Genomic DNA, 22,875 nt, shown 5'->3' on the forward strand with positions numbered 1-22,875 from the left:
ATCAGGCACGGCCGACGGGGGCGGAGGGCGGTTCGCCCTCTTTGTGGAGCAACCCCGCATATCGATTTTTCTTAGGCGTTCAGACTCTTTCCGCGCTCGGTGACTCCTTCTCCCGCTCTCATTTGGGGGGATCATGGAAGTCATCGCGCTGATAGCGACGGCCCTGGCCACAGGGGCCGCCGCCGGAGTACAAGCCAGCACGTCCGAGGCCGTAGGCAGTCTGTACGCCCGCCTGCGCCAGCGGGTCCGGGAGCGGCTGGGCGAACGGTCAGCCGAACTGGACCCCGCGATCGCAGCCCAGCGGGACAGGGACACCTCCGCCCCGGACCCGGTGGCTCCCGAACTACGTCGGCTGCTGGAGGCTGTCCAGGCCGGGCAGGACGAGGAGCTGCGGGCACTCGCTGACGGAGTGCTGCGACAGATGGAGGGTACGCAGGGCGGCGGCGTCCGGAACCTGTGGATCAGCGACAGCAATGGCATCGCCTTCGGGCCTCAGTGGAATACGTTCAACAACGCCTTGGCGCCGCCGGTGAGGCCAGGGGAGGGATGAATGTGAGGTTCCTGGGGTGGATTCTCGTCGGGCTGGTCGTCATCCGGGTGGGTTCTTGGGTTTTCGCGGGGGCGGGACATGTGTCCAGGGTGGCGGCGGGCTTCCTGGCAGATGCGGTGATGGACGTGGCCGTGTTCGTAGCCTGGACGGTGGCCGCTCTAACCGGCCTGGGGCTGCTTGCCGCGCTCGCGCACGGGGTTGCAGAACTTCGCGACCGGCGCACCCGAAAGCAGCGGGAGGCTCGACGCGTACGTCCGGTCGCCGTCCCACCCCCGAAGAGGCGGCTCCGGCCACCTCTCCGACGCCAGCCGCCAGCGATCCCGTGGCCGGGCCTGCGGTCGAACAGCCTGTCCTGGGACGGCTGGCATACCCGACCGAGATCGGTGAGCTACTCGGCGATCTCGCGTTCGGCGGGTCCGATCGTGACGCCGGGCCGGTGATCGAGACGGCTCTGCTGGCGTTGCCGTACGACGATCCCGTATTCGGCGGGTCCTATGAGGGCCATAGGCCGCTCATCCCAAAATTCAGGGCGGCCATGCCGCCGAGTCCTGTCAGCGAGGACGCGCCGATCATCAACGGGAAATATGTTCCACCGGCCGTACCTGAGTCCCAGAACCCCGGACCGCCGACTTCGATTCCACAGACCCCAGCAGCCCCCGCGTTGCTCGTCCTCGCCTGCCGTGGGGTCCAGATCGGTGACGACAACGAGCAGTTCAACACTTACACGTACACACTGCAGGACCCCACCGTGAACTTCGCGGAGGTCTTAAGCCGCCCAGCGGTGCGCGATGCCTTGAACCGTTTGATCATGGACCCGAAGAACGATGAACTCCGCACCAAGGCCGCAAAAGCGTTGTGCGCCGGCAAATGGACCTTCAGAGAAGAAGAGTTGCTCGATCTCGGGCCGCTCGGGAGGCCGGTCCCCGCACTCCGATGTCACCCGTGGTCTCAAAGCGATGCAGGGATACATCACCGTGCTCAACTGCCAAGGAGTCCAGACGGGGGACAGTCTCTATCAGCGGAACGACTTCACCTACGCCTGCCGTCGGGCGACCGTCAGTGCCTCTGCCCTGCTCAAGTCACATCCCGAAGTGACGAGTTCGCTGATCGACGCCGTGGTCATGCCATCGCAGAAGGAGTGGAAGGAACCGGGCGAGAAACTGAACGCCGCAGTGCGTGCCGCGCTCAATTCGCCCCAGTCACTCGACGCGATCCCGGACCGATCGATCAAGGTCAGCCCCCGGAGCGCCGGTGTCCTACGCGACCGTGACGGGGTCAGCATCGGCTACAGGGGCCACGCCGCCGACTTCAAAGCCGTCTCGGTCGAGCTCAGGGACCCACGCAACCTGCCCAAATGCGCGGTCAAGGAATCCGGGCGCCTGATGAACCGCATGGCCGCCCAACTCCGACGGCAAGCCTCGGCGAGAAGGGAGCCTCCTTCCCCGCCGTCTGCGACTTCCGTGCCCTCTGGGCCCTCTGGTCCGTCCCCGACTTCTGCGAGCGCGCCGCTCCCGATCGCACGGGAAAAGCGGCGCCGAAGCGTCACGAGCGCGTCTGACCTGGACAGACTGCTGTCACCCCCTTTGCCACAAAGCCCGAACCGCGGGCCGGAACCTCCGTCAGGTCCCGAGAGCCCCTCGTCTGGACCCGGGTTCGGTCTCTAGTGCTGTGACCGCGTAGGTTCACCGGGTTGGGGTCATGCTGCGATGGCGCGGGGGCGTCCTCCCCAGCGCATGCCCTTCTCACTGCGTATTCGGGCGCGTTCTCGTCGCTGGGCTGTGAGGACGTCGGGGTGGCGGGCGTTTGTGTTGCGCCAGCGTAGATATGCCTGCAGTGCGCGCGTCTGAACGGTGTGGTTCGGGTGGTGGGAGTTGGCCAGGGTGAACTGTCGTAAGGGCCCGAAGTGGGCTTCGATCGGGTTCGCCCAGGAGGCGTTGGTCGGGGTGAAGCACAGCTCGACCCCATGCCCGTTTGCCCAGACCCGGATCTTGGCGCCTTTGTGGGCGGACAGGCTGTCCATGATCACGTAGATGGGGGCGCCGTCGGGTCGGGCAGCACGTATCGACTTCAGTGCGGCCAGGGACTGCGCAGCGCCCTTATGACGGCGGTTGACGCCCCACAGAGCGTCGTCGCCAATGGAGTAGCAGCCGTGGAAGTAGGTGACGCCGTGGGTGCGGTGGTAGGTCGCCGGGATCCGATGGGGCCGGTTCCGTGGAGCCCAGCAGGATCCTGCGGTGGGGCGGATGCCGAGCGGCCCGAACTCGTCGAAGGCGAAAACACGGTCGGGCAAGTGCTCCAGGACGTGCTCGATGCGGTCCAGCTTGGCGTCTCGTTGGGGGTCGGTGGATTCCTTCCAGGTCTTGGTCCGCTGGAAGGTAACGCCGCGCCGGGCAAGGAGGCAGCGCAGGGCCTCGCGGCCGATGCGGATCACCCGGTCCGGGACTTTGCGCAGGTAGGTGGCGAGTTTGCGGATCGACCAGCGGGTGAAGGGCTGGCCGAGTTTGACCGGGCGGGTGGTGGCCGTCGCGATGACGAAGTCCTCGTCGTCAGCGGTGAGCAGGCGGGGACGGCCTCCCGCCCACTGAGGGTCCAGGCAGGCCATGCCGATCTCGTTGAAGCGATGGATGAGGTCACGCACGGTATCCTCGTCAGCCGCCAGGAGCTGTGTGATGACGGGCACCCGGCTCCCTCCGGCCGACGCCAGGAGCATCATCGCGCGGCGGTAGCGCACCGTACTGGTGCTGCTCCGGCGCACGATCTGCTGCAGTCGCTGCCCCTCCTGGTCGGTCAGCCTGCGTACTCGTACCGGCTCCGCCATCGCTTCTCCCCTGCAGGCCCGATCGGTCACGCACAAACCGGGCGCGCGACTCGCTTAGCATCTCCTGCTATGAGCGATTCGGAGTCTCTCCTCGGCTGGCTGCAGAACTGGTACGCGCAGCAGTGCGACGGCGACTGGGAGCACGAGTGGGGCGTGAAGATCGCCACGCTCGACAATCCCGGCTGGACCATCGAGATCGATTTGCAGGAGACGGACCTGGAAGGACGCAAGCACACCATTCAGGAGGTCAACCGCAGCACGCAGGACTGGGTTCGTGCCTGGACCGCTGAGAAGGCATTCCACGCTGCCTGCGGTCCCGGCAACCTCACCGAAGCCCTCACCCTGTTCCGAACCTGGGCAACAACTACCGCCTCCTGAGCGGGTACAGGGCCGGAGATATCGCACCGGTGAACCTATGCGGTCAGAGCACTAAGGGGGCCGCGACGTCGTCGCAGTCCAGGATCGAGGGGGACCATGACCAGACGCTGGTACACACCACTCGGCATCAATTTACTACTGGGCGTCCCAGCCCTCGTGCCCATGCTGATGCTCTGGTTTCTGCTATCGAACTGGCCGCTCGCCGACATGGGGCTGACGACAAGAATCCCGAACAACGAGCATGACGACAGTCCGAATTCGGCACTTCTCTTCTTCGGCCCCATGATCGCTGCGAGCGCCTTCCTCTGGTGGACAGCCAACCGGCCCCTCGCCCGCCGAACCCAACTCACCGCACCCCGCTACTGGCTCCTCTCCCTCACGGGCACCCTCATCCCAACTGCCGCCGCCATCACAGTTTGGCCCTAAAGTATCCGCTGCTGTTGTCAGCAGTCATCTGCAGAGCCAGATGGGGTTCAAAGACAAGCTGAGAGCCTGTCTTTGAACCCCCGTCGTACACATGCTGAGCGTGCGTGCCGGACGCCGAGACACCGGCGAGGGCCCAAAGACAGGCTCTCAACAGCGCAGCAGCGGTAACGAAAGTGACGCCGACCGGGATGAAGTTCACTGCGCATCGCAACCTCTGGAACTTCAAGCTGACCCCGCGTGACAGGAAAACAATCGTCTCCGGTCGCCTCTCCACATCCAGGCGGGCCCGTAACTCGTCGACATTCATTGTCCTCCAACGAGACCAGCCCAACGAGGTGCCGGCTCGGTCGGTTGGGGCGAACAGCGACATCCCGGATCGAGCGGTACAGCGATTCGTTCAGCACACCTCCGCAACGACGTGCCACGCGCGGAGTCGCCCTGCAAGACAGCATGATCAAGGGATCGAGGACGGGTTCTGAATCACGAGCCGGAGGCGGTATCCGGTCAGTGCGCCGTGATGTATCCGGGGGCCGGCAGGCGGGTGGCCGTGGACGGCTCGTACACATCGGCCAGCGCGGTGTAGAGGAGGGCAACCGCCAGCGCACCGGGATCGGGAACGCCCAGGGCGTGATCGCCGACGTAGCTCGCCCGGCCCCGCCGGGCCCGCAACGACGCGGTGGCCAGAGCGCCCCGGACGGCTGCTTCCGCGGCGCAGGTGAAGGGAGTCTCGGCGGCTTCCGGGGGCAGGGAGGCGAGCGTGTCGGCGGTGGCGGCGAGGGCGTCGACGAGGGTGCAGTCGCCGGGGGCCGCGCCGCCGACCCGTTGAATCGCGGCGAGCGCCGCACCGGTGGCGTCGGCCAGCGCGGTCAGGGACGGCGGCTGGCCGTCGGCCGGCGAGACCGAGGCCAAGTGCTGGAAGAGCAGCCCGAACAGCGGGCCGCTGGTGCCGCCCACTTCGTTGAGGAAGACGTCGGCCAGTGCGGCGGTCCCCTCGACGCCGGTCTCGTCCGCGCGGCGACCGGCGCGTCGCACGCCGCCGGCGAGGTTGTCTCCGAAGTCGCCGTCACCGACGAGCTGGTCCAGCTTGGTGAGGTTGTCGCGGACCTGGGTGACGATCAGCGCGTAGCGGTCGAGCACCGCACGGCTGCCCTGTCGGTCATCGGTGAGGGGCGGGGCGGCCACCGGCGCCGGAGAGGGCGCGCTGGAGTCCACGGCGATGACGTGCTTCGGGAAACTGAGCGGGGTATCGGTGGGTGCGGCCCACAGGTCCGTCCAGCCTTCCTCGAGCCGCGTCAGGGTGAGCGAGAAGCCGGCCATGTCCAGGGCGGAGGTGTAGGTGCCGGGGACGACGAGGGCGGTCCGGACGCCGCGCTCGCCGAGTGCGTCCACCAGCAGAGTGCTGATGGAGTGCAGTTCCAGGCTGGTGGTGGCACCCAGGCCGTTGACGAGGGCGAGAACCTCGTCGGGGCCGGGAGGAAGCGCGGCGAGGAGTTCGTCCGTCATCTGTCGTACGAGTGTGCCGACCGGCGGGCGGACCATGGTGCGGATGCCGCGTTCGCCGTGGATGCCGACGCCGTAGTCGAGGATTCCGGCGGGCAGGTCGAAGGCGGGTTCCCCGGTGGTCGGCGACGTCTGCGCGCGGGCGGCGACCGCGAGGCTGCGTGACCGGGACACGATCCGGGAGCCGAGAGCGGCGAGTTCCTCCAGTGTCGCGCCGCGGTCCGCGGCGGCGCCGAGCAGCTTCTCCACCACCACGGTGGCCGCGGTGCCGCGGCGGCCGGTCGCGCTGTCCGCGATGTCGGTGGCGAGGTCGTCGTCGACCAAGACCGTCGCCACGGGGATGCCGTCGTGGCGCAGGCGTTCCACCGCGATCTGGAAGTTGATGACGTCGCCGGTGTAGTTCTTCACGATGAGCAGGACACCGTCCTGCTTGGCGGTCGCCCGGCTCGCCTCGTAGATCTGCCGGTTGTGCGGGGAGGCGAAGACCTGTCCCGGACACACTGCGTCAAGGCCGCCACGGCCGAGCAGGCCGGTGTGGAGCGGCTCGTGACCGGACCCGCCGCCCGACACGAGAGCCACACGCCGACCGGGGTGGGGCGAGCGCGCGGTGAGGTAGAGCGGGGCGTCGTGCACCGCGATCGCGTCCGGGTGGGTCTGGGCGAGGCCTCGGGCCGCGGTCAGCACCGGGTCCGTCTCGGGCAGGAAGTAGGTCATCGGAAGAACCTCCAAGGGCGTGCGGGCAGGGCGCATGCGGAACACCCGGGGCGACGTGGTGGCCGCCCGGCCCGGCGCCGCTGCGGCCCACACCATGACCGCCGACGACGGGCCACCACCGGAACTGTGTGGTTCCGGTACTGTGAGGTTCCGGTTCTGGTACGCCGACGTACTGGCCCCACCTGTGTGAATTCGACCGCTCTGACCAGCCCGCTCGCCCTGGCCGTGCCCGGGCGCACCGCTGAATTTACTGGAGCTTTGCCTTATGGATGCCCGCCGTCAGGACCTCGGACGGATGCTTCGCGCCTGGCGCGCGGCCCGGCCGTTGGAGGCGGTTCCGACCCTGGTGCCGGGGCGTGGCCGACGCGCTCGCCTCACCCAGCTCGACATGGCCCTGCTCCTCGGCGTCTCCGAGCGCTGGTACCGCGCGCTGGAGAGCGGCGAGGACCGGCCCTACAGCCGGGAGTTCATCGCTGGTGTCGTGCGCATCCTGGGACTCGGTCCCGCCCAGGCAGCCGCGCTCTACCGGGGCACCGGCCACACCGAGCCGCAGGCGGGGCACGTGGACCCCGCACCCGAACTGCTCGAGCTGGTGCGTCGGCAGCGCTGCATCAGCTTTCTGTGCGATGAGGCCTGGGATGTCAGCCACGCGAACGATATCGCCGCTCGCCACTGCCCCTGGCTCGTGCGCCCGCAGGCCAACGTCATGCTCTGGGCGTTCTCCGAGGAGGCCCGCTACCAGCTGCGCGCATGGCAGAACAGTTGGGCCGAACCGCTGCTGGGACAGTTGCGGCTTTCCTGGCAGCACGGCGGAGAGAACACTCGCCTCGACGAGGTCGTGCATGCCATCCGCCGGGCACCGGAGGTGGAACGGCTCTGGCAGTGCCACGCGCCCGCGGGCCGCTTCCCACTCGGCTCGGCACGACCGATGTACCTGCCGACGGTCTCACCGCGTCCGACGGAGGTCCGTGTCGCCGCCTGCGTACCCTGCGACGCTCCGACCCTGCGCTGGATCATGCTCACGCCCGCCGACAGCGCCATCACCTTTCCGTGAACCGCATGTCGTTCGGCGACGTGCGGCAAGCGTGCGTGCCGGGCATCGCTCCGCAGGCGGGGGTTCAAAGACAGGCTCTGACTGGGCGTTTGGCCCTGTTTCGCAGCCACGTGACGTTCTCCGGCAGCGTGGTGTCTTTCGACAACGCGACGTTCTCCGGCGGCCAGGTGTACTTCCGCAGCGCGACATTCTCTGGCAGCCATATGTACTTCGACAACGCGTCGTTCTCCGGCGGAGTGGCGTCCTTCGGCGGCGCGACGATCTCCGGCAGCCTCGTGTCCTTCGATGGCGCGTCGGGCGCGGTTCCTTCTATCCAATAACCCCAGGGAGGCGAAATCGGTCGATTGTCCCTCCCCGGGCTGATCGAATGGATTCCAATCCGCAGTTTTGCCCTCTCCTTCGGTCGGCGTCCCCCGGCGCGAACCGGTATCTCCGTGATCCGGCCCGGCACGCGCCGGGAGACACCGCCCCCTTGGTTATCCTGGCTCCCCGAGCGTCACCCGTAGGCAGCAATTCGCCTCTGACCTGGGCTGTTACGTCCGGGCGGCAGCAGCTGGGCAGTGCGGTCCTGCTCGGCTTCGGTGCGGCTCGGTGGTGGGTGTTTTCGGTCAGGTTCGGGTCGGTGGGGGTTTCGCTGTCTGCAACCGGGGTGTGTGGAGGGGAGGCAGGGCCCCGGGGAGAGTCCTGTTCGCCCGGCTTGATCACGCGTCGGTGTGGCCCGGTCAGGTCCGGTTCAGGATCAGAGTTCAGCTGGTGGCAGGCCGAGGTGGTCGTGCAGTGCCCGGCAGCCGGCGGGTGTCACGAGGAGGGCGCGGGTGGTGCCGATGCGCGTCATCCACCCGGTGGCGAGTGCGTGGGCAGACAGGGCGGCGCCCACAGCGCCGGCCAGGTGGGGACGGCGCTCGGTCCAGTCGAGGCATGCGCGCACCGGTGGCCGACGTGAGCCGGCGGGCACCGTGATGCCGACCTCGACAAGCCAGAGGGCGCCTTTGCCGGTCAGGCCCGGCTCGGGTCCCCACTCCAGGAGTCCGTGTTCGACCATTGCGTCGGTGATAGCCAGTGCGGTGGTTCCGGCCAGGTGGTCGTAGCACAGCCGGGCGCGGGCCAGTGCCTGCTGCCGGCCGGAGGCCGACAGCGAGCGTGGCCGGGGGCTGTGCTTCGGGGCCAGCGCGGCAAGGCTCTCGATCAGTTCGACCACTCTGCGGTCGGCCACCCGTACGTAGCGGTGGCGTCCGTGCCGCTCCTCGACGAGGAGTCCGCCGTTTACGAGCAGGTTCAGGTGCGAGGTCGCGGTGGACGGTGCGACTCCGGCGTAGCGCGCGAGCTCGTTCGCCGTCCACGCCTGGCCGTCGAGCAGTGCGAGGCAGAAGGCGGCCCGGGTGTTGTCGGCCACCAGTTTGGCTACGCCCGCCAGGTCCACACCCACATCCTGGTCTGCGCGCTGAATGTCCACGGTGCCCATTGTCGCCGACGTCCCTTCGACGTCCGTCGAAGCGTCCGGGTCCTAGCGTCGGCTCGTGCGCCGGGCTCACCGGCCCTGCACCCACATCCGCTCACGTACTGGAGCAACCATGCCTGCGTCCGACACTGCCGTCACTGCCTCCCACCAGCCCAAACCCCAGACGGACTGGGTGCTCACCGACTCCCCCCTATCGGAGGACGTTGCGGCAATCTCCGACGCGCTGGACCGCTTCAACATTGAACGCACGGGAATCGCCGACCGCAGACCTCTGGCCGTCCTTGTCCGTGATCCCGAGACGCGCCAGGTGGTAGGCGGACTGACCGGGCGTACCTCGCTCGGGCTGTTCTTCCTCGACCTCTTCTACCTGCCGCCCCGGCTGCGTGGTAGCGGGCTGGGAACAGAGCTACTCCGGCAGGCCGAGGACGAGGCTCGTGCCCGTGGCTGCCGCATGGCCGTGCTCTACACGATCACCTTCCAGGCCCCCGGCTTCTACCAGAACCACGGTTGGAAGCGGCTCGGAGAGGTGCCCTGCGATCCGCCAGGCACCAGCCGCGTCTTCATGACCAAGGAACTCACGGCACCGACCGGTGAACCAACCCGGTTCCGGTAAGGTCGCCGTGCTCGTTGCACCATCATCTGATCCGTCCGCTCTGCACTTGCCACAGGCCGCGTTTGGAGCGTCACGGCCCGAGGTGGTGGTGCCGTCCGGGCTGCTCGACGCACTGTCCCTGGTGCCCGATCCGAGGAATCCGCGTGGGGTGCGGTTCCGGCTGGCAACGCTGCTCGCGGTCGGCGTGTGTGCTCTCACCAGCGCCGGGCACAACTCCCTGACCGCCATTGCCGAGTGGGTACGCCGCTGCGACCAGGATGTCCTGGCCCGGCTGGGCTGCTCCTTCGATCCCTTTACCGGCCGGTTCAAGGCTCCGGGCGAGCGCACTTTGCGCGACGTATTTCCCCGTGTCGACCCCGCGATACTCACCGCCGCCGGTTTCACCAGGCTCACCACACTCCAGGCCCGCCCGATATCCGCAACAACCCCGGACGGGACCGTAGAGCGCGAACAGCGCCGCGTCCACCGCACCGCCCAGCACGAGACGGACCCGCCGCAACCACGTCGTACGGCCTTCGCCGTGGACGGCAAATGCCTACGCGGAGCCGTCCGTGCGGACGGCAGCCGCGTCTTCGTCCTGTCCGCAGTGCGCCACCACGATGCGTTGACTGCCGCTCTGCGCGAGATCGGTGCGAAGACGAACGAGATCCCCGAGTTCGCTCCGCTGCTGGACACCCTTGATGATCAGGATCTGGCCGGCTCCGTCGTCACCGTCGACGCCCTGCATGCCCAGACGAGTCACGCTCGCTACCTTGTCGAGGACCGCCAGGCCCACTACCTGCTGTCGGTGAAGAACAACCAGCCCACCCTGGCCCGTCAGTTGACCAAACTGCCCTGGAGGCAGGTACCGGTCCTCGATCAGTTCCGCGACCGAGGGCACGGCAGGGAGGAGGTCCGCGAGGTGAAGGTGGTGAGCGTGGACGGACTGCTGTTCCCCCATGCCCGCCAGGTTGTTCGCATCCACCGCAAACGCCGCCGAATCGGCACATCGAAGTGGCAGACCAAGACTGTCTACGCCGTCACCGATCTCGCGACCCATCAGGCGTCTCCCGCTGAGATCGCTGCCTGGGCGCGCGGCCACTGGATCATCGAGAACACCGTCTACTGGACGAAAGACGTGACCTTCGCCGAAGACGCCAGTCAGATCCGCCGGCATCGCACCCCCGCCGTCATGAGCGCCCTGCGCGATCTTGCCCGCGCCACCCTCCGCCGCTCCGGATGGGCCAACGTCGCCAGCGGCCGGCGAGCCCACACGCACCCCGCAGCCACGCTCACCCTCCACGGGATTCCATGATCAAACCGGGCGAACGCGACTCTCCCCGGGGCCCTGGGGCAGGGGGCATGTCGCGGCCGGTTGCAAGGGGGTTCATCGGTCTGGCTGTTTCGTGTAGTTGTAGACGGTCGCCCGGGAGACGCCGAGTTGGTCGGCGATGAGTTGTGCGGAGCTGCGGGTCTCGAAGAAGCCCTCGCTGTGTAGTCGGCGTACGAGCTCGCGTTTCTGGCCACGGTTTAGGCCGCGCGGTGTGCTGGAGTGCTGCGCCGCGAAGGAGTCGATGGCCGAGCGGAGTTCGCGTCCGGTGCGGGCACGCAGCGTCTCCAGGGTCTCGCCCTGGTGTTCGGTATCGGGGGCGACGAGGTTGGCGAGGGTCAAGGCCAGCGGAGACAGCGTGCTGACGTCCAGGTTCAGGCACAGGGCCGCGACGTACCGTCCCTCGGCGTTCTTGATGCCGATCGAGGTGCTCTTGGCCGGGCGCCCGTCGGGGAACTGGTTGCTGTAGTTCTGAATCACGCTGGGATAGTCAGGGTCCGCGATGCGGCGCAGGCCCAGTTCCGTGGCGGAGTCGCCGACCTGCCGTCCGGACAGGTTGTTCTCGATGGTGCGGATGGCGTTGTCGGGGCGGCGCAGATCGTGCAGGACGACCTCGCACAGACCTGGAAACATGCGGCCGAGGGCGACAGCAATGCGCTCGGCCTCACGCACGAGGTGCTCGTCTTCCGGTACGAAGCGCTCGTCTTTCGGTACAACGGGCTGGTTGGTGCGTTCGCCATCTGGCCGACCGGTGGAGTGGGTCATCGCGTGCTGCTCGATTCCTGGGCATCGTTACCGTGTCCGGCGAACACCGCGGCCATCTTTTCGGCGGACTTCAGTCCCGCGCCGGTGAGGACGACCACGGTCGTCTCGCCCGGCGCGATGTCGCCCGTCGCGAGGAAGTGGTCGAGGGCTGCCGCGGCAACGCTGCTGGTCGGCTCGGCGTACAGGCCTCGCGCGCTCAGCGCGCGGACCGCGGTGTGAATCTCCGCCTCCGGGACGGCGTAGGCGGCGCCATCGGAGCGGCGGATGGCCGCCACGGCCTCCGGCAGCCGGACCGGGCGGGCGATCGACGCGCCCTCGGCGATCGTCGGTACTCGCTCGCCGCGGCTGGAGGGGGCGATGCCGTTGAACGTGTCGGCGATGGTCGCCCAGTGCTCGGGCTGCCCGACGAACAGGCGCGGGCGCCGGTCGATCTGGCCCGCCTCGAGCAGCTCGCCGAAGGCGAGGTCGCACCCGAGGATGTTGCTGCCCGCGCCGGCCACCAGGACGACGTTGTCGGGTGCGGTGAAGCCGAGGGACTCCCACATCTCGTAGGCGATGGTCTTGGTGCCCTGGAGGAACATGGGGTGCCAGTTGTGGCTGGCGTAGGGGATCTGCTCCGACTGGCGGATCGCCTCGTCCGCGACCTCGTCGCGGGTACCGCCCACCAGCTCGACCTCCGCTCCGTAGGCGCGGGTTTGGAGGATCTTGGCCTCCGAGGTGAGGGCGGGAACGATCACCTTGGCGCGGATGCCGGCAGCGGCGGCGTAGGCGGCCACCGCAGAACCGCCGTTGCCCGAACTGTCCTCGAGGACGCGATCGGCGCCGTGCGCCACGAGGTGGGACATCATCACCGATACGCCCCGGTCCTTGAAGCTGGAGGTCGGGTTGAACCACTCCAGCTTGAAGTGCACGCGTCGGCCGGCCCAGTCGACCGGGACCATCGGCGTACACCCTTCTCCCAGGCTCACCCGGCGGGCGGCGTCGACGGGCAGGACCGCGTGGTAGCGCCACAGGGACCGTTCGGCGGTGTCGATCTGCTCGGGCCGCAGGCCCGGCAGTGCGCTGACGGCGAGAGGGCTGCCGTCCTTGCCCCGCCAGCGGGGCTCGTCCAGGGGGTAGCGCTGTCCGGACCGGTCGTACAGGTCGGGGGCAGTGGCGGCTGAGTGCTGTTCGGCATTCATGGACGGTTCCGGCTTCTCCTCGCTCGACGTGCGGTCGTGGGGTCCTGCGACCCGGCAGGCACGCTGCCATCCGCATGCTAGAGGAGGTGTCCAGATTTAAACAATGAGTCTAATCGTTAGTCGTGCCGCATCCCACGAACTGGGCGACGTAGCCGGAGGGGTCGGTCACCGATGTTGTCTGCGCGGTGTGCTGCTTGGCGGGTTGGGGGGTGGCCGCGATGGTGGGTGAGGGTTGGCCGACGGTGACGGCCAGGGCGAGGGGGCCGGCGGCCAGGGCGGCCCATACTCCGGCGCGGCCGATCTGTACGCGGCGCCGCATCTGGGTCAGCGCGAGGCCGGCGGCCGCCGGACGCGGGACGGTGTCTGGTGATGCTGTGGATCGGAACATGCGCAAACTTGCGGAGGGCGGTGTGGGGTTGGTGCCTTGAGGCAACCCGCCGGCTCCGACCGGATTGTCGACCACTGCCCCCCGACCACGGTGACGAAAGGGTCACGAAATGCGTGGTCGGGAGGGTGGCAGGAGCTACCACCACCCCGGCCACGCCGATCGCGCCCTCTGGGGCGCGTCGGACGCAGGGCTCCAGAGGCCCGGTCCGGTTTCGGGGCGGGGGCTGCAGTGCCCCGCCGTCGCTGCCGTCGACAGCAGGGTGAGGCGAAGTACGTGGGGCGTGAGCCCGCCTGGCTGAACGGATACCGGCGCCTGCACGGCCGCTACGAACGCAAGGCCGAACGCTTCCTCGCCTTCGCCGGACTCGCCGCACTCCTCATCTGCTACCGGCGCATGCCACCGGTGAACTGACAGCCATCGAGGTCAGAGCCAGTTCGGCGGAAGAATGCGCAACTGCTCACGCGGTTGCCAATCGATCGGTTGGGCCCTGGGCTCGAACCAGACGGACCCAGCGTCGAGCCAGCGGTCACGAAGGAGGCGGACCTGAGTCACAGTGTCGTCTCCGACGCCAGACTCAGTGCCGCAGCACCCACAGATGATGAACAGGGCCAAGCCGTGCTCGTCGAACCGCACTTCACCGACGTCCAGCCCGCAGATCCGGCACACGGTCTCAAGCCCACTCTCCATAGGCCCAGCCTACGGACACCAATCAAGACGCCGCCTAAGAGATGCATGAGGCGGCGCAAGCCAGCTGAAAACGACCTCTCAGGATTGCTGCGAGTCGTTGGCGCTGCGGCCGTAGCGGGCGAGCATCGTCGTGACCGCCTCGTCGACCGCGTGGCCGACGTCGGCAGGTGCGGGGCTCCAGTCGGCGAGCAGCATCCGCGGCCACAGGACGTAGTTGGCGATCATGCCGAGGAACTGGTTGGTGGCGCTCTCCGCGTCGGGTACCACCGCAGTGCACGCGGCGTGCTGGGCCTCCAGGTAGTGCTGGACGGAGATGAAGTAGGGCAGTTTGCCCAGCTCGAACTGAGCCCGTCCCAGTTCCGGGAAGCGCGGCAGTTCGGCGATGACGATGCGGAAGAGGGCCGCCATCGCGGGCCGGCCGATCAGGTCGGCGTACTGGCGGCCGATGGTGCTTAGGCCGGCGCGCAGGTCACCGGGCTGCGTCGCGGGGGCCGCCGGGCCTGGCCCGCCCTTCCAGTACTCGGTGACGATGGCTTCGAAGAGCGCTGCCTTGGTGGGGAACTGCTTGAACAGCGTGGACTTCGAGACGACCGCTTCCTGCGCGATCTTCGCCAGCGAGGTCCCGTCATAGCCTCGTTCGAGGAACAGCTTCGTGGCCGCTGCAGTGATCGCCTCACGTTTGCGCTGAGCGAGTCGTTGATGGTGCGCGGAGAGTCCTGCGGTCATGGGACCAGTATGACCCATCACGAGGCGAGTCACTTGACTCGCCACTGTGCAGGTGTTTACGTGGACAGGGAGGCGAGTCGCCCGACTCGCATTCGGTCGGCGGGAGCACTCCCCGCCGGCGTCGTTCCGTCACCGCATGGAGAAGCGCTCATGGAGTCAGGCAAGATCGCATTGGTGACCGGCGGCAATCGCGGGCTGGGCCGGGCTACGGCCCAGGCGCTGGCCCGGCACGGGCTGCGCGTCATCGTCACCTACCGCGGCGACGCGCAGGAGGCCGAGGAGACGGTCAAGAACGTTCAGGAATCCGGCTCCACGGCTGCCGCGCTGCGGCTGGATATCAGCGACGTGGCCTCCTTTCCCGCCTTCGTCTCCCGCCTGGCTGCGCAGCTGGAGCGCTGGGAGGCGACCCGGCTGGATGTCCTGGTCAACAATGCCGGGATCGGGCTGTTCGGACCGTTGGAAGCGGTCACGGTCGACGACTTCGACGCGGTGATGGACACCAACGTGCGCGGCACGTTCTTCCTCATCCAGGCGCTTGCGCCCGTGCTGGCCGACGGGGGGCGGATCATCAACGTCTCCTCCTCCCTCAGCCGCCACACCAGTGCCGGCACCTCGGTGTACTCGGCCTCCAAGGCGGCGGTCGAGGTCCTCAGCCGGACCTTGGCCGTGGAGCTGGGGGTGCGCAAGATCCGCGTCAATGCCATCGCGCCGGGGCCGACCGCCACCGACTTCAACGGCGGCGCCATGCGGGACGACGCGCAGATGCGCGAAGGCTTGGGCGCGCAGACCGCGCTCGGCCGTGTCGGTGAACCGCAGGAGATCGGCGACGCGATTGCCGCGCTCGCCTCCGAGGATCTGCGATGGGTCACCGCCCAGCGCCTCGAGGTGTCCGGCGGCGCCCTGTTGTAGGGCCCCCGCTCACACCGTGTGCCCCGCCCCTTACCTGGCAGAACCGGGAGATGTATCAGACGCGGCCCGCCCCGCATCTGGCCGATGTGGCGGACGTAGCCGCTGCTGTCCTGACTGACAGTGACCGTCATGTCGGGGCCACCTACGAACTGGCCGCACCCGGGCGCTGCACGGCATACAAGATCGCAGAAGTCCTGTCGGAAACGCTGGGACGCAAGATCTCCGCCCGGCGTATCGAGTCCGACGAATTCACCAAATCGTCCCTCGGGCCCGACCATGCGAGCCGTTTCCCGTATCAGACCATGGCAGCGCGTGCGATCAGCAAGCGCTACAGCAGTCACGACTTCGTCGGTAACCCCAACGTCCTTACGTGGCTGCTTGGTCGAGAGCCGACCAGTTTCAAGCAGTTTGTGCAGCGGGAGATTGCTGCTCTTCAGATGGCGCCGCTGGATGCGAGTGGCGTACTGCCGACGGAATGACTGTGTCGGTACGAGGCGCGGCAGGCGCGGGCTGACTCAGGCGCGGACGCCGCCACCCGGGCGGCCGGGTGTGAGGAGGTAGGCGATCGCCATGTCGCTGAGTTCGTTCGCGTATCGGCGTTGGGCCTCCTCTCCGGTCGCCGGGTCGGGGCGGATGGAGTTGTGGAAGCACGCGCCGAGGATGGCGCGGGCCGCGGTGTCCAGCGCTGCCTGCGGGTCCGCGCGACGGATCTCATCCGTGTAGGGAGCTGCTGCTTCGATCAGGAAGCGATGAATCTCGGTGATGGTGCGGGCTCCGCGGTCCGAGGGCCTGCCCCCTCGCGCGCGCAGCAACTGGGGGAAGAGGTTGCTGCTGTCGGCGAACGACTGCAACAGGGCGTGCGCATAGGCGTCCATGACGCCGGAGAGGGACGGCTCGGCCGTGCGCAGTCGCTCGGCCACGTACTCCTCACGTCGGTCCAGCATCCGCTCCGTCAGCGCGTTGATCAGCTGTTCCTTGTCCTCGAAGCGACGGTAGATCGTGCCGACCGAGACGCCGGCGCGTTCCGCGACGCCGGTAATCGTCATCTCGTCCAGACCGGACGATGACGCGATTTCCTCGGCCGCCTGCAGCACACGTGCCAGTGTCGCGGCGCTGCGTGCCTGCCGGGGCTCCCGGTACGGCGCCGGGCGGTCGTGCTGATCGTTCATGTCCCGCATCGTATCGGCGGTGGTCTCAGCAGGAACTCTTGACAAGTGGTGCACCTCTCTGATTACTCTCATAATGCGAATGTGAATGTACATTCGCATCTTGATGGAGGTTCGATCATGACCGACAACCAGACTTCCCCGCCGGTGACCGTGACGCTCGAGTCAGGCCCCGCAGGCGCCGGGAGCATCGACGACTTCGAGTTGTTCTACGCACGCCGTGCCCTGGAGCGCTTCCGGACGCGACTGGGCCGCCAGGCACTGCTCGACCTCCTGGCTGAGGACATCGAGCAAGGCAACGCCTTCCTGCGCGAGAGCGCCCGGACCTCCGACGGCAACTTCAAGGCGGGCACCACGGTGCTCGCGACGCAGGGCCTCAGCTCGGGGACCTTCCTGGCCTGGATGGACAAGGCTTTCGCCGGTGATGAGCGAGCACTGCTCGCATCGCACCCCGAGCACTACGTGATGGGCACCGACGAGATCGGAGCGCGCGTGGTGGAGAACATCGGCCCTCATGTCGCCGACTTCTACATGGGCGGCTGGGGAACGGCCGAACTGGCTTGGGCCGAGGACGCGGAAGAACTTCTCCCGGAGTCCGAATATCCGCGCAAGATGTCCTCGAACCTGTTCCTGGCCGACGGTACGGTCGTCGGGCGGGCGCTGATCCAGTTCGGTGACACCGCCGACGGCTTCACGGCGAACCTGACGGTCTACTTCCCCGTCACATGCCCGGACGATGTCCTGGACCACCACCTGCGGCACTACGCCGTCGAGTTCAGGAACTGGATCGTCGCCACGGCGGCAGCCCGCGCCTGAGACGTCAACGGGCGATTGCCTACGCGGTCAATCGTCGGTGCGCGCCGAGCCGCCGCGTCGTGGACATCGGCCGCATGGTTCAACCTCACCGCTCCGCAGGCTCCCCGGGCACAGACCGGGGAGCCTGCGGAGCGAGCACAAACGGCAGTCCGCTTCTTTCGCGCGGGGACGGGCGGACAACCCGCAGCCAAGAGCCCGCACTTGACCTGTTGTTCAGCCACCGCCAGAACCGACGTACGGCAAGGTGATCTTCGTCATGCCCCACCAACGAACCGCTTCGCTCTCCGGTAACTCAGAACCACACCCGAAGGCCGTCGCCGTCGTTCAGGAGGCCCCTAGTGGTCGAGCACGTCGAGCTCGGTGTCGGTCCTGCTGTAGCCCCGTCAGGTCATACGGTCGGGATCCCACCAATACCAGCCGCGTGGAGCACAGTCGGGGTGCGGCCACAGGAGCTTCCCCCGGTGGCTTTGTTCACGAGAACGAGCAGCAGATGTTCACCACTTCGGGAGGCGTCCGTGCTGCTCGCGGAATCGAACGCTGTCCCCGCTCCCTGTCGGGGAGCGGGGACTGTTGTGTGTAGGGGTGTGGTGTCAGCAGCTGCTGGTGGTGTCGCCTGCGTCGGTGGCACAGGTGTCGGAGCCGAGGCCGCCGTTGGCGATGCCGCTGCCCGCTCCGTCCTGGACGTCGATGTTGTCGTTGCCCAGGGCACCGCTCATGGTGTCGGTGCCGGTGTGGTCGTAGAGGGTGTCGTTGCCGTTTTGGCCGTTGAGGTCGTCGTTGCCGATGCCGCCGTAGATGGTGTCGTTGCCGTTGTCGAACAGGTAGAGCAGGCTGCCGAGGAGGGTCTCGCCGTAGTTGGTGTCGTTGCCGGGCCCGCCGATCAGGATGTCGGCTCCGTTGCCGCCGCCCATGATGTCGTCGCCAGGCCCTCCGGAGATGGTGTCGCCGACCACAGCAGTTCCACCGGGTTGAGTTCGGGTGCGTAGGCTGGCAGCCGCTCCAGCGTCAGCCAGCCCTGCAACTGAGCGCTGCGGTCGGTCCGTTCGGTCGTCTGGGTGCCAGCCAGGCCCTGCATGAGCTGCACGTTCGCAGCGGTCAAAGTCTCGACGTCTGTCACAGTGCGCCACTGTGTCAGGGTGCCGGAAAGCGATCGAACCGCCTTGTCGGCGCTGGGGGGAGCGGCGACACCAGGACACTCCGCGGCGCCCGGAACCTGAGCCCCGATCGCCGACCAGCGTCCCTCTCTCGGGCCCCGCCACGTCAGACAGGGGCCCGAGCGAGGGACGCTACGCTCCCGCGAGAGGGTGCGTCAGCCGGACGTTGCCCGCTCCAATGGCAGCTCAGTGACCTTCACCGGCTCGGTCCCGGCCGCACTGTGCCGCGCCGACCAGTTCTCCAGCGCCGTCCCGCACGCGTGGTCGAGGTGGTGCAGGCCCGAGAGATCCAGTCGGATGGGACGGTCTTGGGGCAGCGCCTCCAGGTTGTCGAGGATCTTCGGCAGCCGCAGGAAGGTCGCGTTGCCCGTCAGGCACGCCTCGATGGGGCCGGCGCCCTTGTCGGTGACCTCCAGCCTGATGTGCGAGGCCTGCCAGGCGGTCTTCGCCACGGACAGCGCCAGGCCGATCAGAACACCCTCGAACATGTTCACCGCGACGATCGCCACCGCGGTGACCACCAGGATCAGCGCCTCGCCCCGGTGCGCGCGCCACAGCGTCACTGTCGAACGCAGCGGGATGAGCTTCCACCCCGCGTGGACGAGGATGCCCGCGAGGGCCGGGATCGGGATGAGCGCCAGTGCGAAGGGGAGCAACGCCGCGAACAGCAGCAGCCATACGCCATGAAGGACGCGTGAGGCCTTGGTCCGCGCGCCTGCCTGGACGTTGGCGGAGCTGCGCACGATGACCGCGGTCATCGGCAGCGCGCCGAGGAACCCGCTCACGACGTTGCCTGTGCCCTGGGCGATGAGCTCCTTGTCGTACTCGGTGCGCGGCCCGTTGTGCAGCCGGTCCACGGCCGCCGCGCTGAACAGGCTCTCGGCCGACGCGATCAGGGTGAAGGCCAGAACTGTCCCGAGCACGCTCACGTCGGCGAGCCCACCGATGGCGTCGAGCCCGGGCAGTTGAATGGAGCCGGCCAGCCCTTGCACCTCGACCGTGTCGACCGGCATGGCGAATGCCAGAGAGGCCAGTGTGGCCAGCGCGACCGCGGCGAGCGCCGCCGGAACGGATCGTACGGGCCGCGGTAGCTGCTTCCACACCAGCATGACGGCGATGGTGCCCGCGCCGAGAGCGAGGGATGCGAGGGCAGTAGTGCTCCCGGCGGCATCGACCACTGCCCGGGGCAGCCCGGAGATCTTGCCCAGGCCGGAGGCCGGGGCCGTCATGCCGGCCGCCGCGTACAACTGGCCCGCGATGATCACGAGTCCGATGCCGGCGAGCATGCCCTCGACGACCGAGACCGAGATGGCCCGGAACCAGCTCCCCAGTCTGAAGGCTCCCATGGCCAGTTGGAGAAGGCCGGACGCGAGCACGATCACCCCGAGTGCGGGCAGCCCGAATTCCTGCACGGCCTCGAAGACCAGAACGGTCAGTCCGGCGGCAGGGCCCGAGACCTGGAAGCTGCTGCCGCGCATCATGCCGGTGACCAGACCGCCCACGATGCCGGTGATCAGGCCCAGTTCGGCCGGCACACCGGAGGCCACGGCGACGCCCACGCACAGCGGCAGGGCGACCAGGAACACGACGAGCGAGGCGGCGAAGTCCTGCCGCAGATGAGGGAATTTCGTCCGGTGGTCCACGCTCGCGCTCACAGGGCCTGGAAGGTGTCGCCGTGCACGTCATGGGCCAGTACGAACCCCGTGTGCACTTCGTAGAACCAACCGTGCAGGCGGAGTTGGTTCTGCGCGAGGCGGCTTTCGACGTAAGGATGGGAACGAAGTCGCAACAGCTGTGTCAGCACGTGGTTCTGCACGGCCTGGGCGACGGCCGGGTCTTCCACCTCCCCGTCGGGCCGGGGCGTCGCGTGCGCGAGCCAGTCGCGCACCGCGGGGACGGAGGTCAGGTCGTCACCGCGTAGCAGAGCGCCCACCGCGCCGCAGTGCGAGTGGCCGCAGACGACGATGTCCTGGACTCCGAGCACCTCCACCGCGTACTCGATGGTGGCCGCCTCGCCCGTGGGCTGCTCGGAGGCGTACGGAGGGACGATGTTGCCCGCGGTCCGCAGCTCGAAGAGCTCACCAGGACGGGCCCCGGTGATCAATGAGGGGACGACCCGGGAGTCGGAACAAGTGATGAACAGAACCTGCGGGGACTGGCCCTCGGCCAGTCGGGCAAACTCCTCGGGTCGTGCCGCGGACTGTAGGTGGAAGGACCGGGCGTGATCGATGAGGGGCTGCATATCGGAAAGTTCCTCCTGGCACGCCAATTGACGGCGCGTCGGTTGGTGCGAGGCGGTGGGCTCGACAAGATCCACAGTGGCGGAGTGATCCTGAAGACAACCTGAAGCCACCTGAAGCCGTCTTCAGGTGGCCGGTGGCAGACACACCGCTCGTGGCCCCCCAACCTTCCGTTCACACCACGGCGCCGGAATCCCGCGCCCGTCCGCGTCGCTCCAGCGGGCTCCGCGCTCCGTTGTCCTCTCCGCGCTTGGTGTGCACCGGCGGCGCCGGGCGGCTGCCCTCGAGTGGCACGGCGATCGGCACGGCCGTGAACACCGTCGACGCCATACCGATCAGCACGCCGGCGATCAGCGCCGTGGAGAAGTCCGCGAGCGAGTCGCCGCCGAGCACGGCCAGGGCGGCCAGGATGAACAGTGCGCCCATCCCGGTGTTCACCGTGCGCGGCAGCGTCTGGATGACGGCCTTGTTCGCGGTGGATTCCAGGTCCGCCGCCGGATCGCGGCGGCGCGCCTCGCGTACCCGGTCGAAGACGACGACGGTGTCGTTGACGGAGTACCCGATGACAGTGAGCAGGGCCGCCAGGAAGATGCTGTCCACGGGCTTGCCGAGCCAGGCGAACAGACCCACCGCGAGCAGCACATCGTGCACCATCGCCAGGACCGCCGCGGCGGCGAACGTCCACGGAACCGCACACTGAGGTAGACCAGCTGGGCGGCCACGGCGATGCCGAGCGCGATGAGCGCGTGCCGGCGCAGCTCGTCACCCAGGCTCGGCCCGATCAGCTCGTCGCGCTCGACGGTGACTTCGCCGCCCTCCTTTGCCAGCGCCGATTTGACCGTGTGCTGCTGGTCGTTGCTCAGCTCACCGCTGCGTACGGAGATGTCCCCGGCGCCTGACTCCTGCACCACTGCGCGCGGGAACCCGGCGTCCGTGACCGCCGTGCGGGCCGCGTCCACGGGCCTGCTGGTGCTGTACTCCACCAGGCGCCCGCCGGTGAACTCCACCCCGAAGTGCAGGCCGCACAGGCCGACTCCGGCGACGGCAACCACGATCAGCAGCGCGCTGACGCCGAGCCGACGAGGCCGGGTCGAATCGGGTGACCGGTGAGCCGTCGTCGACGCCCGCCGCCACCTCCAAAGGGCCGGAGAGGCTGATCACCGCAGTGAGCACCCGGCCGGGCGGACGGCAGTGCACCCCCGCCGGGAAGCCGTGCAGGTCAAAACCGACATACGAGCCGACGTAGCGTCGCAAGGCGGGCGCCGGACGTGCAGCGATCCTGGTAGCCGTATGATCCTCCACCCTGGTCAGGGTACGAAGCGGCGAGTCCGGCACGTCCACCGATCGAGCGAACTCGCTCTGCTCGCCGACCACTTCAGTGTCCACGGCCTGGTCCTGGGCCGCCCGACCGCGCCCCGGCGACGACATCGGCGATGGGTCGATCGCCGCAAGAAATGGGTGGGTGCGCACTTTTCGAGCCGTCATCGGCGGGCCGGTTGTGCCGTGGCCTGATCTGTGGTGGTCGGGTCGGGCGGGGGAGTGGTCGGGGTCGGCTCGCTCGCCGCAGTGGTGGGCGGCGACGGTTCTGGGTGCGGGCGGGTCCCTTCCCGTGTGGCGAGTGCACGTTGAACGTCGCTCCTTCCACGCAGACCCGTCAGAACGGCCGGATTGCGGGGACGGCAGCGCTCGGCTGGGGTTTCCAGCCGAGCGCTTGGCGTGCGTGGCCGTAACAGGGCGCAGCGCGTCGCGGCATCAAATTTTTCCGCGCGGGCCCGGAGCCGACTCAAGGCTGCTCTCCTGCTGTCCTCTTACCGTCGCTTCGTTGTGCGGCGCCAGCCGAACGGGCCCGGCAGGTCCATCGACGTGGTGCGCCGGCCGGTGCTGCTGTGGGTGCGGCGGGGGCCGTGGCGGCCACCTGTGGTGAGGGACCACGAGCGCTTGTTGATGTTCAGCCGTACGCCGGGCAGTATCCGGAAGCTCTTGCGGAACGTGAGCGGCATGGAGTCCTCCTCATGTCCAACT

General features: G+C 68.2%; 22 protein-coding genes and 4 pseudogenes. 11 read left to right on the forward strand and 15 right to left on the reverse strand.

What is annotated here, in order from left to right; genetic code table 11:
• Window positions 1-133: 133 nt before the first annotated feature.
• Window positions 134-550 carry a hypothetical protein gene (locus ABZ833_RS37115; protein ID WP_361056580.1) on the forward strand — a complete coding sequence of 139 codons (417 nt, stop codon included), beginning with the start codon at window positions 134-136 and terminating at the stop codon, window positions 548-550.
• Window positions 551-2,246: 1,696 nt separating this feature from the next.
• Here ABZ833_RS37115 and ABZ833_RS37120 read toward each other — a convergent pair.
• Entirely contained in the window at window positions 2,247-3,368 is a 1,122-nt protein-coding gene (locus tag ABZ833_RS37120) for an IS630 family transposase (protein WP_361056583.1), read from the reverse strand.
• Window positions 3,369-3,437: 69 nt separating this feature from the next.
• Here ABZ833_RS37120 and ABZ833_RS37125 point away from each other — a divergent pair, with 69 nt between their 5' ends.
• Together ABZ833_RS37125 and ABZ833_RS37130 are read left to right on the forward strand one after the other, a co-directional pair.
• Window positions 3,438-3,746 (forward strand): immunity 53 family protein, encoded by a 309-nt coding sequence (locus tag ABZ833_RS37125; protein WP_361056586.1) that lies wholly within the window; start codon window positions 3,438-3,440, stop codon window positions 3,744-3,746.
• Between the two features lie 96 nt (window positions 3,747-3,842).
• Window positions 3,843-4,172, forward strand: a complete 330-nt coding sequence (locus tag ABZ833_RS37130; RefSeq protein ID WP_361056589.1) for a hypothetical protein — start codon at window positions 3,843-3,845, stop codon at window positions 4,170-4,172.
• A 504-nt stretch (window positions 4,173-4,676) separates the two neighbouring features.
• On the opposite strand, the gene ABZ833_RS37135 is transcribed toward ABZ833_RS37130, so the two are convergent.
• Entirely contained in the window at window positions 4,677-6,386 is a 1,710-nt protein-coding gene (locus ABZ833_RS37135) for a dihydroxyacetone kinase family protein (protein ID WP_361056592.1), read from the reverse strand.
• Between the two features lie 295 nt (window positions 6,387-6,681).
• Between ABZ833_RS37135 and ABZ833_RS37140 the strand changes: the two genes are divergently transcribed.
• Both ABZ833_RS37140 and ABZ833_RS37145 read left to right on the forward strand, forming a co-directional pair.
• Window positions 6,682-7,440 (forward strand): helix-turn-helix domain-containing protein, encoded by a 759-nt coding sequence (locus ABZ833_RS37140; RefSeq protein ID WP_361056723.1) that lies wholly within the window; start codon window positions 6,682-6,684, stop codon window positions 7,438-7,440.
• On the forward strand, window positions 7,437-7,760 hold the full coding sequence (locus ABZ833_RS37145; protein ID WP_361056595.1) for a pentapeptide repeat-containing protein: 324 nt from the start codon (window positions 7,437-7,439) through the stop codon (window positions 7,758-7,760). The genes ABZ833_RS37140 and ABZ833_RS37145 overlap by 4 nt, the downstream gene beginning before the upstream one ends.
• A 419-nt stretch (window positions 7,761-8,179) precedes the next feature.
• Here the strand turns inward: ABZ833_RS37145 and ABZ833_RS37150 are convergent, their stop codons facing one another.
• Window positions 8,180-8,902, reverse strand: a complete 723-nt coding sequence (locus ABZ833_RS37150; RefSeq protein WP_361056598.1) for a winged helix-turn-helix domain-containing protein — start codon at window positions 8,900-8,902, stop codon at window positions 8,180-8,182.
• Between the two features lie 109 nt (window positions 8,903-9,011).
• Between ABZ833_RS37150 and ABZ833_RS37155 the strand changes: the two genes are divergently transcribed.
• Window positions 9,012-9,512: a GNAT family N-acetyltransferase gene (locus tag ABZ833_RS37155; protein ID WP_361056601.1), complete on the forward strand. Its 501-nt coding sequence runs from the start codon at window positions 9,012-9,014 to the stop codon at window positions 9,510-9,512.
• Between the two features lie 82 nt (window positions 9,513-9,594).
• Window positions 9,595-10,806 (forward strand): ISAs1 family transposase, encoded by a 1,212-nt coding sequence (locus tag ABZ833_RS37160; protein ID WP_361056604.1) that lies wholly within the window; start codon window positions 9,595-9,597, stop codon window positions 10,804-10,806.
• 72 nt (window positions 10,807-10,878) lie between these two features.
• On the opposite strand, the gene ABZ833_RS37165 is transcribed toward ABZ833_RS37160, so the two are convergent.
• The 3 genes from ABZ833_RS37165 to ABZ833_RS37175 all read right to left on the reverse strand — a co-directional run bounded on the left by ABZ833_RS37165 (window position 10,879) and on the right by ABZ833_RS37175 (window position 13,155).
• Window positions 10,879-11,493 (reverse strand): PAS domain-containing protein, encoded by a 615-nt coding sequence (locus tag ABZ833_RS37165; protein WP_361056606.1) that lies wholly within the window; start codon window positions 11,491-11,493, stop codon window positions 10,879-10,881.
• 89 nt (window positions 11,494-11,582) lie between these two features.
• Window positions 11,583-12,767: a pyridoxal-phosphate dependent enzyme gene (locus ABZ833_RS37170; protein WP_361056609.1), complete on the reverse strand. Its 1,185-nt coding sequence runs from the start codon at window positions 12,765-12,767 to the stop codon at window positions 11,583-11,585.
• A 109-nt stretch (window positions 12,768-12,876) separates the two neighbouring features.
• A complete protein-coding gene (locus ABZ833_RS37175; protein WP_361056612.1) occupies window positions 12,877-13,155 on the reverse strand; it encodes a hypothetical protein in 279 nt (92 codons plus the stop codon).
• 288 nt (window positions 13,156-13,443) lie between these two features.
• Here ABZ833_RS37175 and ABZ833_RS37180 point away from each other — a divergent pair.
• Window positions 13,444-13,566, forward strand: a pseudogene (locus ABZ833_RS37180) (IS5/IS1182 family transposase); the annotation flags it as partial.
• 354 nt (window positions 13,567-13,920) lie between these two features.
• Here ABZ833_RS37180 and ABZ833_RS37185 read toward each other — a convergent pair.
• Complete coding sequence (locus ABZ833_RS37185) at window positions 13,921-14,568, reverse strand: TetR/AcrR family transcriptional regulator (RefSeq protein WP_361056615.1); 648 nt, start codon at window positions 14,566-14,568, stop codon at window positions 13,921-13,923.
• A 150-nt stretch (window positions 14,569-14,718) separates the two neighbouring features.
• Here ABZ833_RS37185 and ABZ833_RS37190 point away from each other — a divergent pair, with 150 nt between their 5' ends.
• Together ABZ833_RS37190 and ABZ833_RS37195 are read left to right on the forward strand one after the other, a co-directional pair.
• Window positions 14,719-15,477, forward strand: a complete 759-nt coding sequence (locus ABZ833_RS37190; RefSeq protein WP_361056618.1) for an SDR family oxidoreductase — start codon at window positions 14,719-14,721, stop codon at window positions 15,475-15,477.
• Between the two features lie 50 nt (window positions 15,478-15,527).
• On the forward strand, window positions 15,528-15,956 hold the full coding sequence (locus ABZ833_RS37195; protein ID WP_361056621.1) for a hypothetical protein: 429 nt from the start codon (window positions 15,528-15,530) through the stop codon (window positions 15,954-15,956).
• A 36-nt stretch (window positions 15,957-15,992) separates the two neighbouring features.
• Here the strand turns inward: ABZ833_RS37195 and ABZ833_RS37200 are convergent, their stop codons facing one another.
• Complete coding sequence (locus ABZ833_RS37200; protein ID WP_361056624.1) at window positions 15,993-16,646, reverse strand: TetR/AcrR family transcriptional regulator; 654 nt, start codon at window positions 16,644-16,646, stop codon at window positions 15,993-15,995.
• Between the two features lie 117 nt (window positions 16,647-16,763).
• Here ABZ833_RS37200 and ABZ833_RS37205 point away from each other — a divergent pair, with 117 nt between their 5' ends.
• The gene (locus ABZ833_RS37205; RefSeq protein WP_361056627.1) at window positions 16,764-17,459 is read left to right on the forward strand and encodes a hypothetical protein; all 696 of its coding nucleotides are present in this window, start codon (window positions 16,764-16,766) and stop codon (window positions 17,457-17,459) included.
• Window positions 17,460-18,049: 590 nt separating this feature from the next.
• Here the strand turns inward: ABZ833_RS37205 and ABZ833_RS37210 are convergent.
• From ABZ833_RS37210 to ABZ833_RS37240, 7 genes and pseudogenes are all read right to left on the reverse strand, one after another.
• Window positions 18,050-18,370: a hypothetical protein gene (locus ABZ833_RS37210; protein WP_361056726.1), complete on the reverse strand. Its 321-nt coding sequence runs from the start codon at window positions 18,368-18,370 to the stop codon at window positions 18,050-18,052.
• A 32-nt stretch (window positions 18,371-18,402) separates the two neighbouring features.
• Window positions 18,403-18,486 (reverse strand): annotated as a pseudogene (locus ABZ833_RS37215) (transposase); the annotation flags it as partial.
• A gap of 282 nt (window positions 18,487-18,768) precedes the next feature.
• Window positions 18,769-20,256, reverse strand: coding sequence for a SulP family inorganic anion transporter (locus ABZ833_RS37220; protein WP_361056629.1), 1,488 nt, complete (start codon window positions 20,254-20,256; stop codon window positions 18,769-18,771).
• 8 nt (window positions 20,257-20,264) lie between these two features.
• Window positions 20,265-20,855: a carbonic anhydrase gene (locus ABZ833_RS37225; protein ID WP_361056632.1), complete on the reverse strand. Its 591-nt coding sequence runs from the start codon at window positions 20,853-20,855 to the stop codon at window positions 20,265-20,267.
• 172 nt (window positions 20,856-21,027) lie between these two features.
• A pseudogene (gene secF, locus ABZ833_RS37230) lies at window positions 21,028-21,935 on the reverse strand (protein translocase subunit SecF); the annotation flags it as partial.
• Window positions 21,936-21,945: 10 nt separating this feature from the next.
• Window positions 21,946-22,155: pseudogene (locus ABZ833_RS37235) on the reverse strand (AraC family transcriptional regulator); the annotation flags it as partial.
• 506 nt (window positions 22,156-22,661) lie between these two features.
• The gene (locus ABZ833_RS37240; RefSeq protein WP_160502320.1) at window positions 22,662-22,853 is read right to left on the reverse strand and encodes a DUF4236 domain-containing protein; all 192 of its coding nucleotides are present in this window, start codon (window positions 22,851-22,853) and stop codon (window positions 22,662-22,664) included.
• Between the last annotated feature and the right edge of the window lie 22 nt (window positions 22,854-22,875).

It is taken from the genome of Streptomyces sp. NPDC047525, from assembly GCF_040643025.1.
In the GTDB taxonomy this organism is placed as follows: Bacteria; Actinomycetota; Actinomycetes; order Streptomycetales; family Streptomycetaceae; genus Streptomyces; species Streptomyces durmitorensis.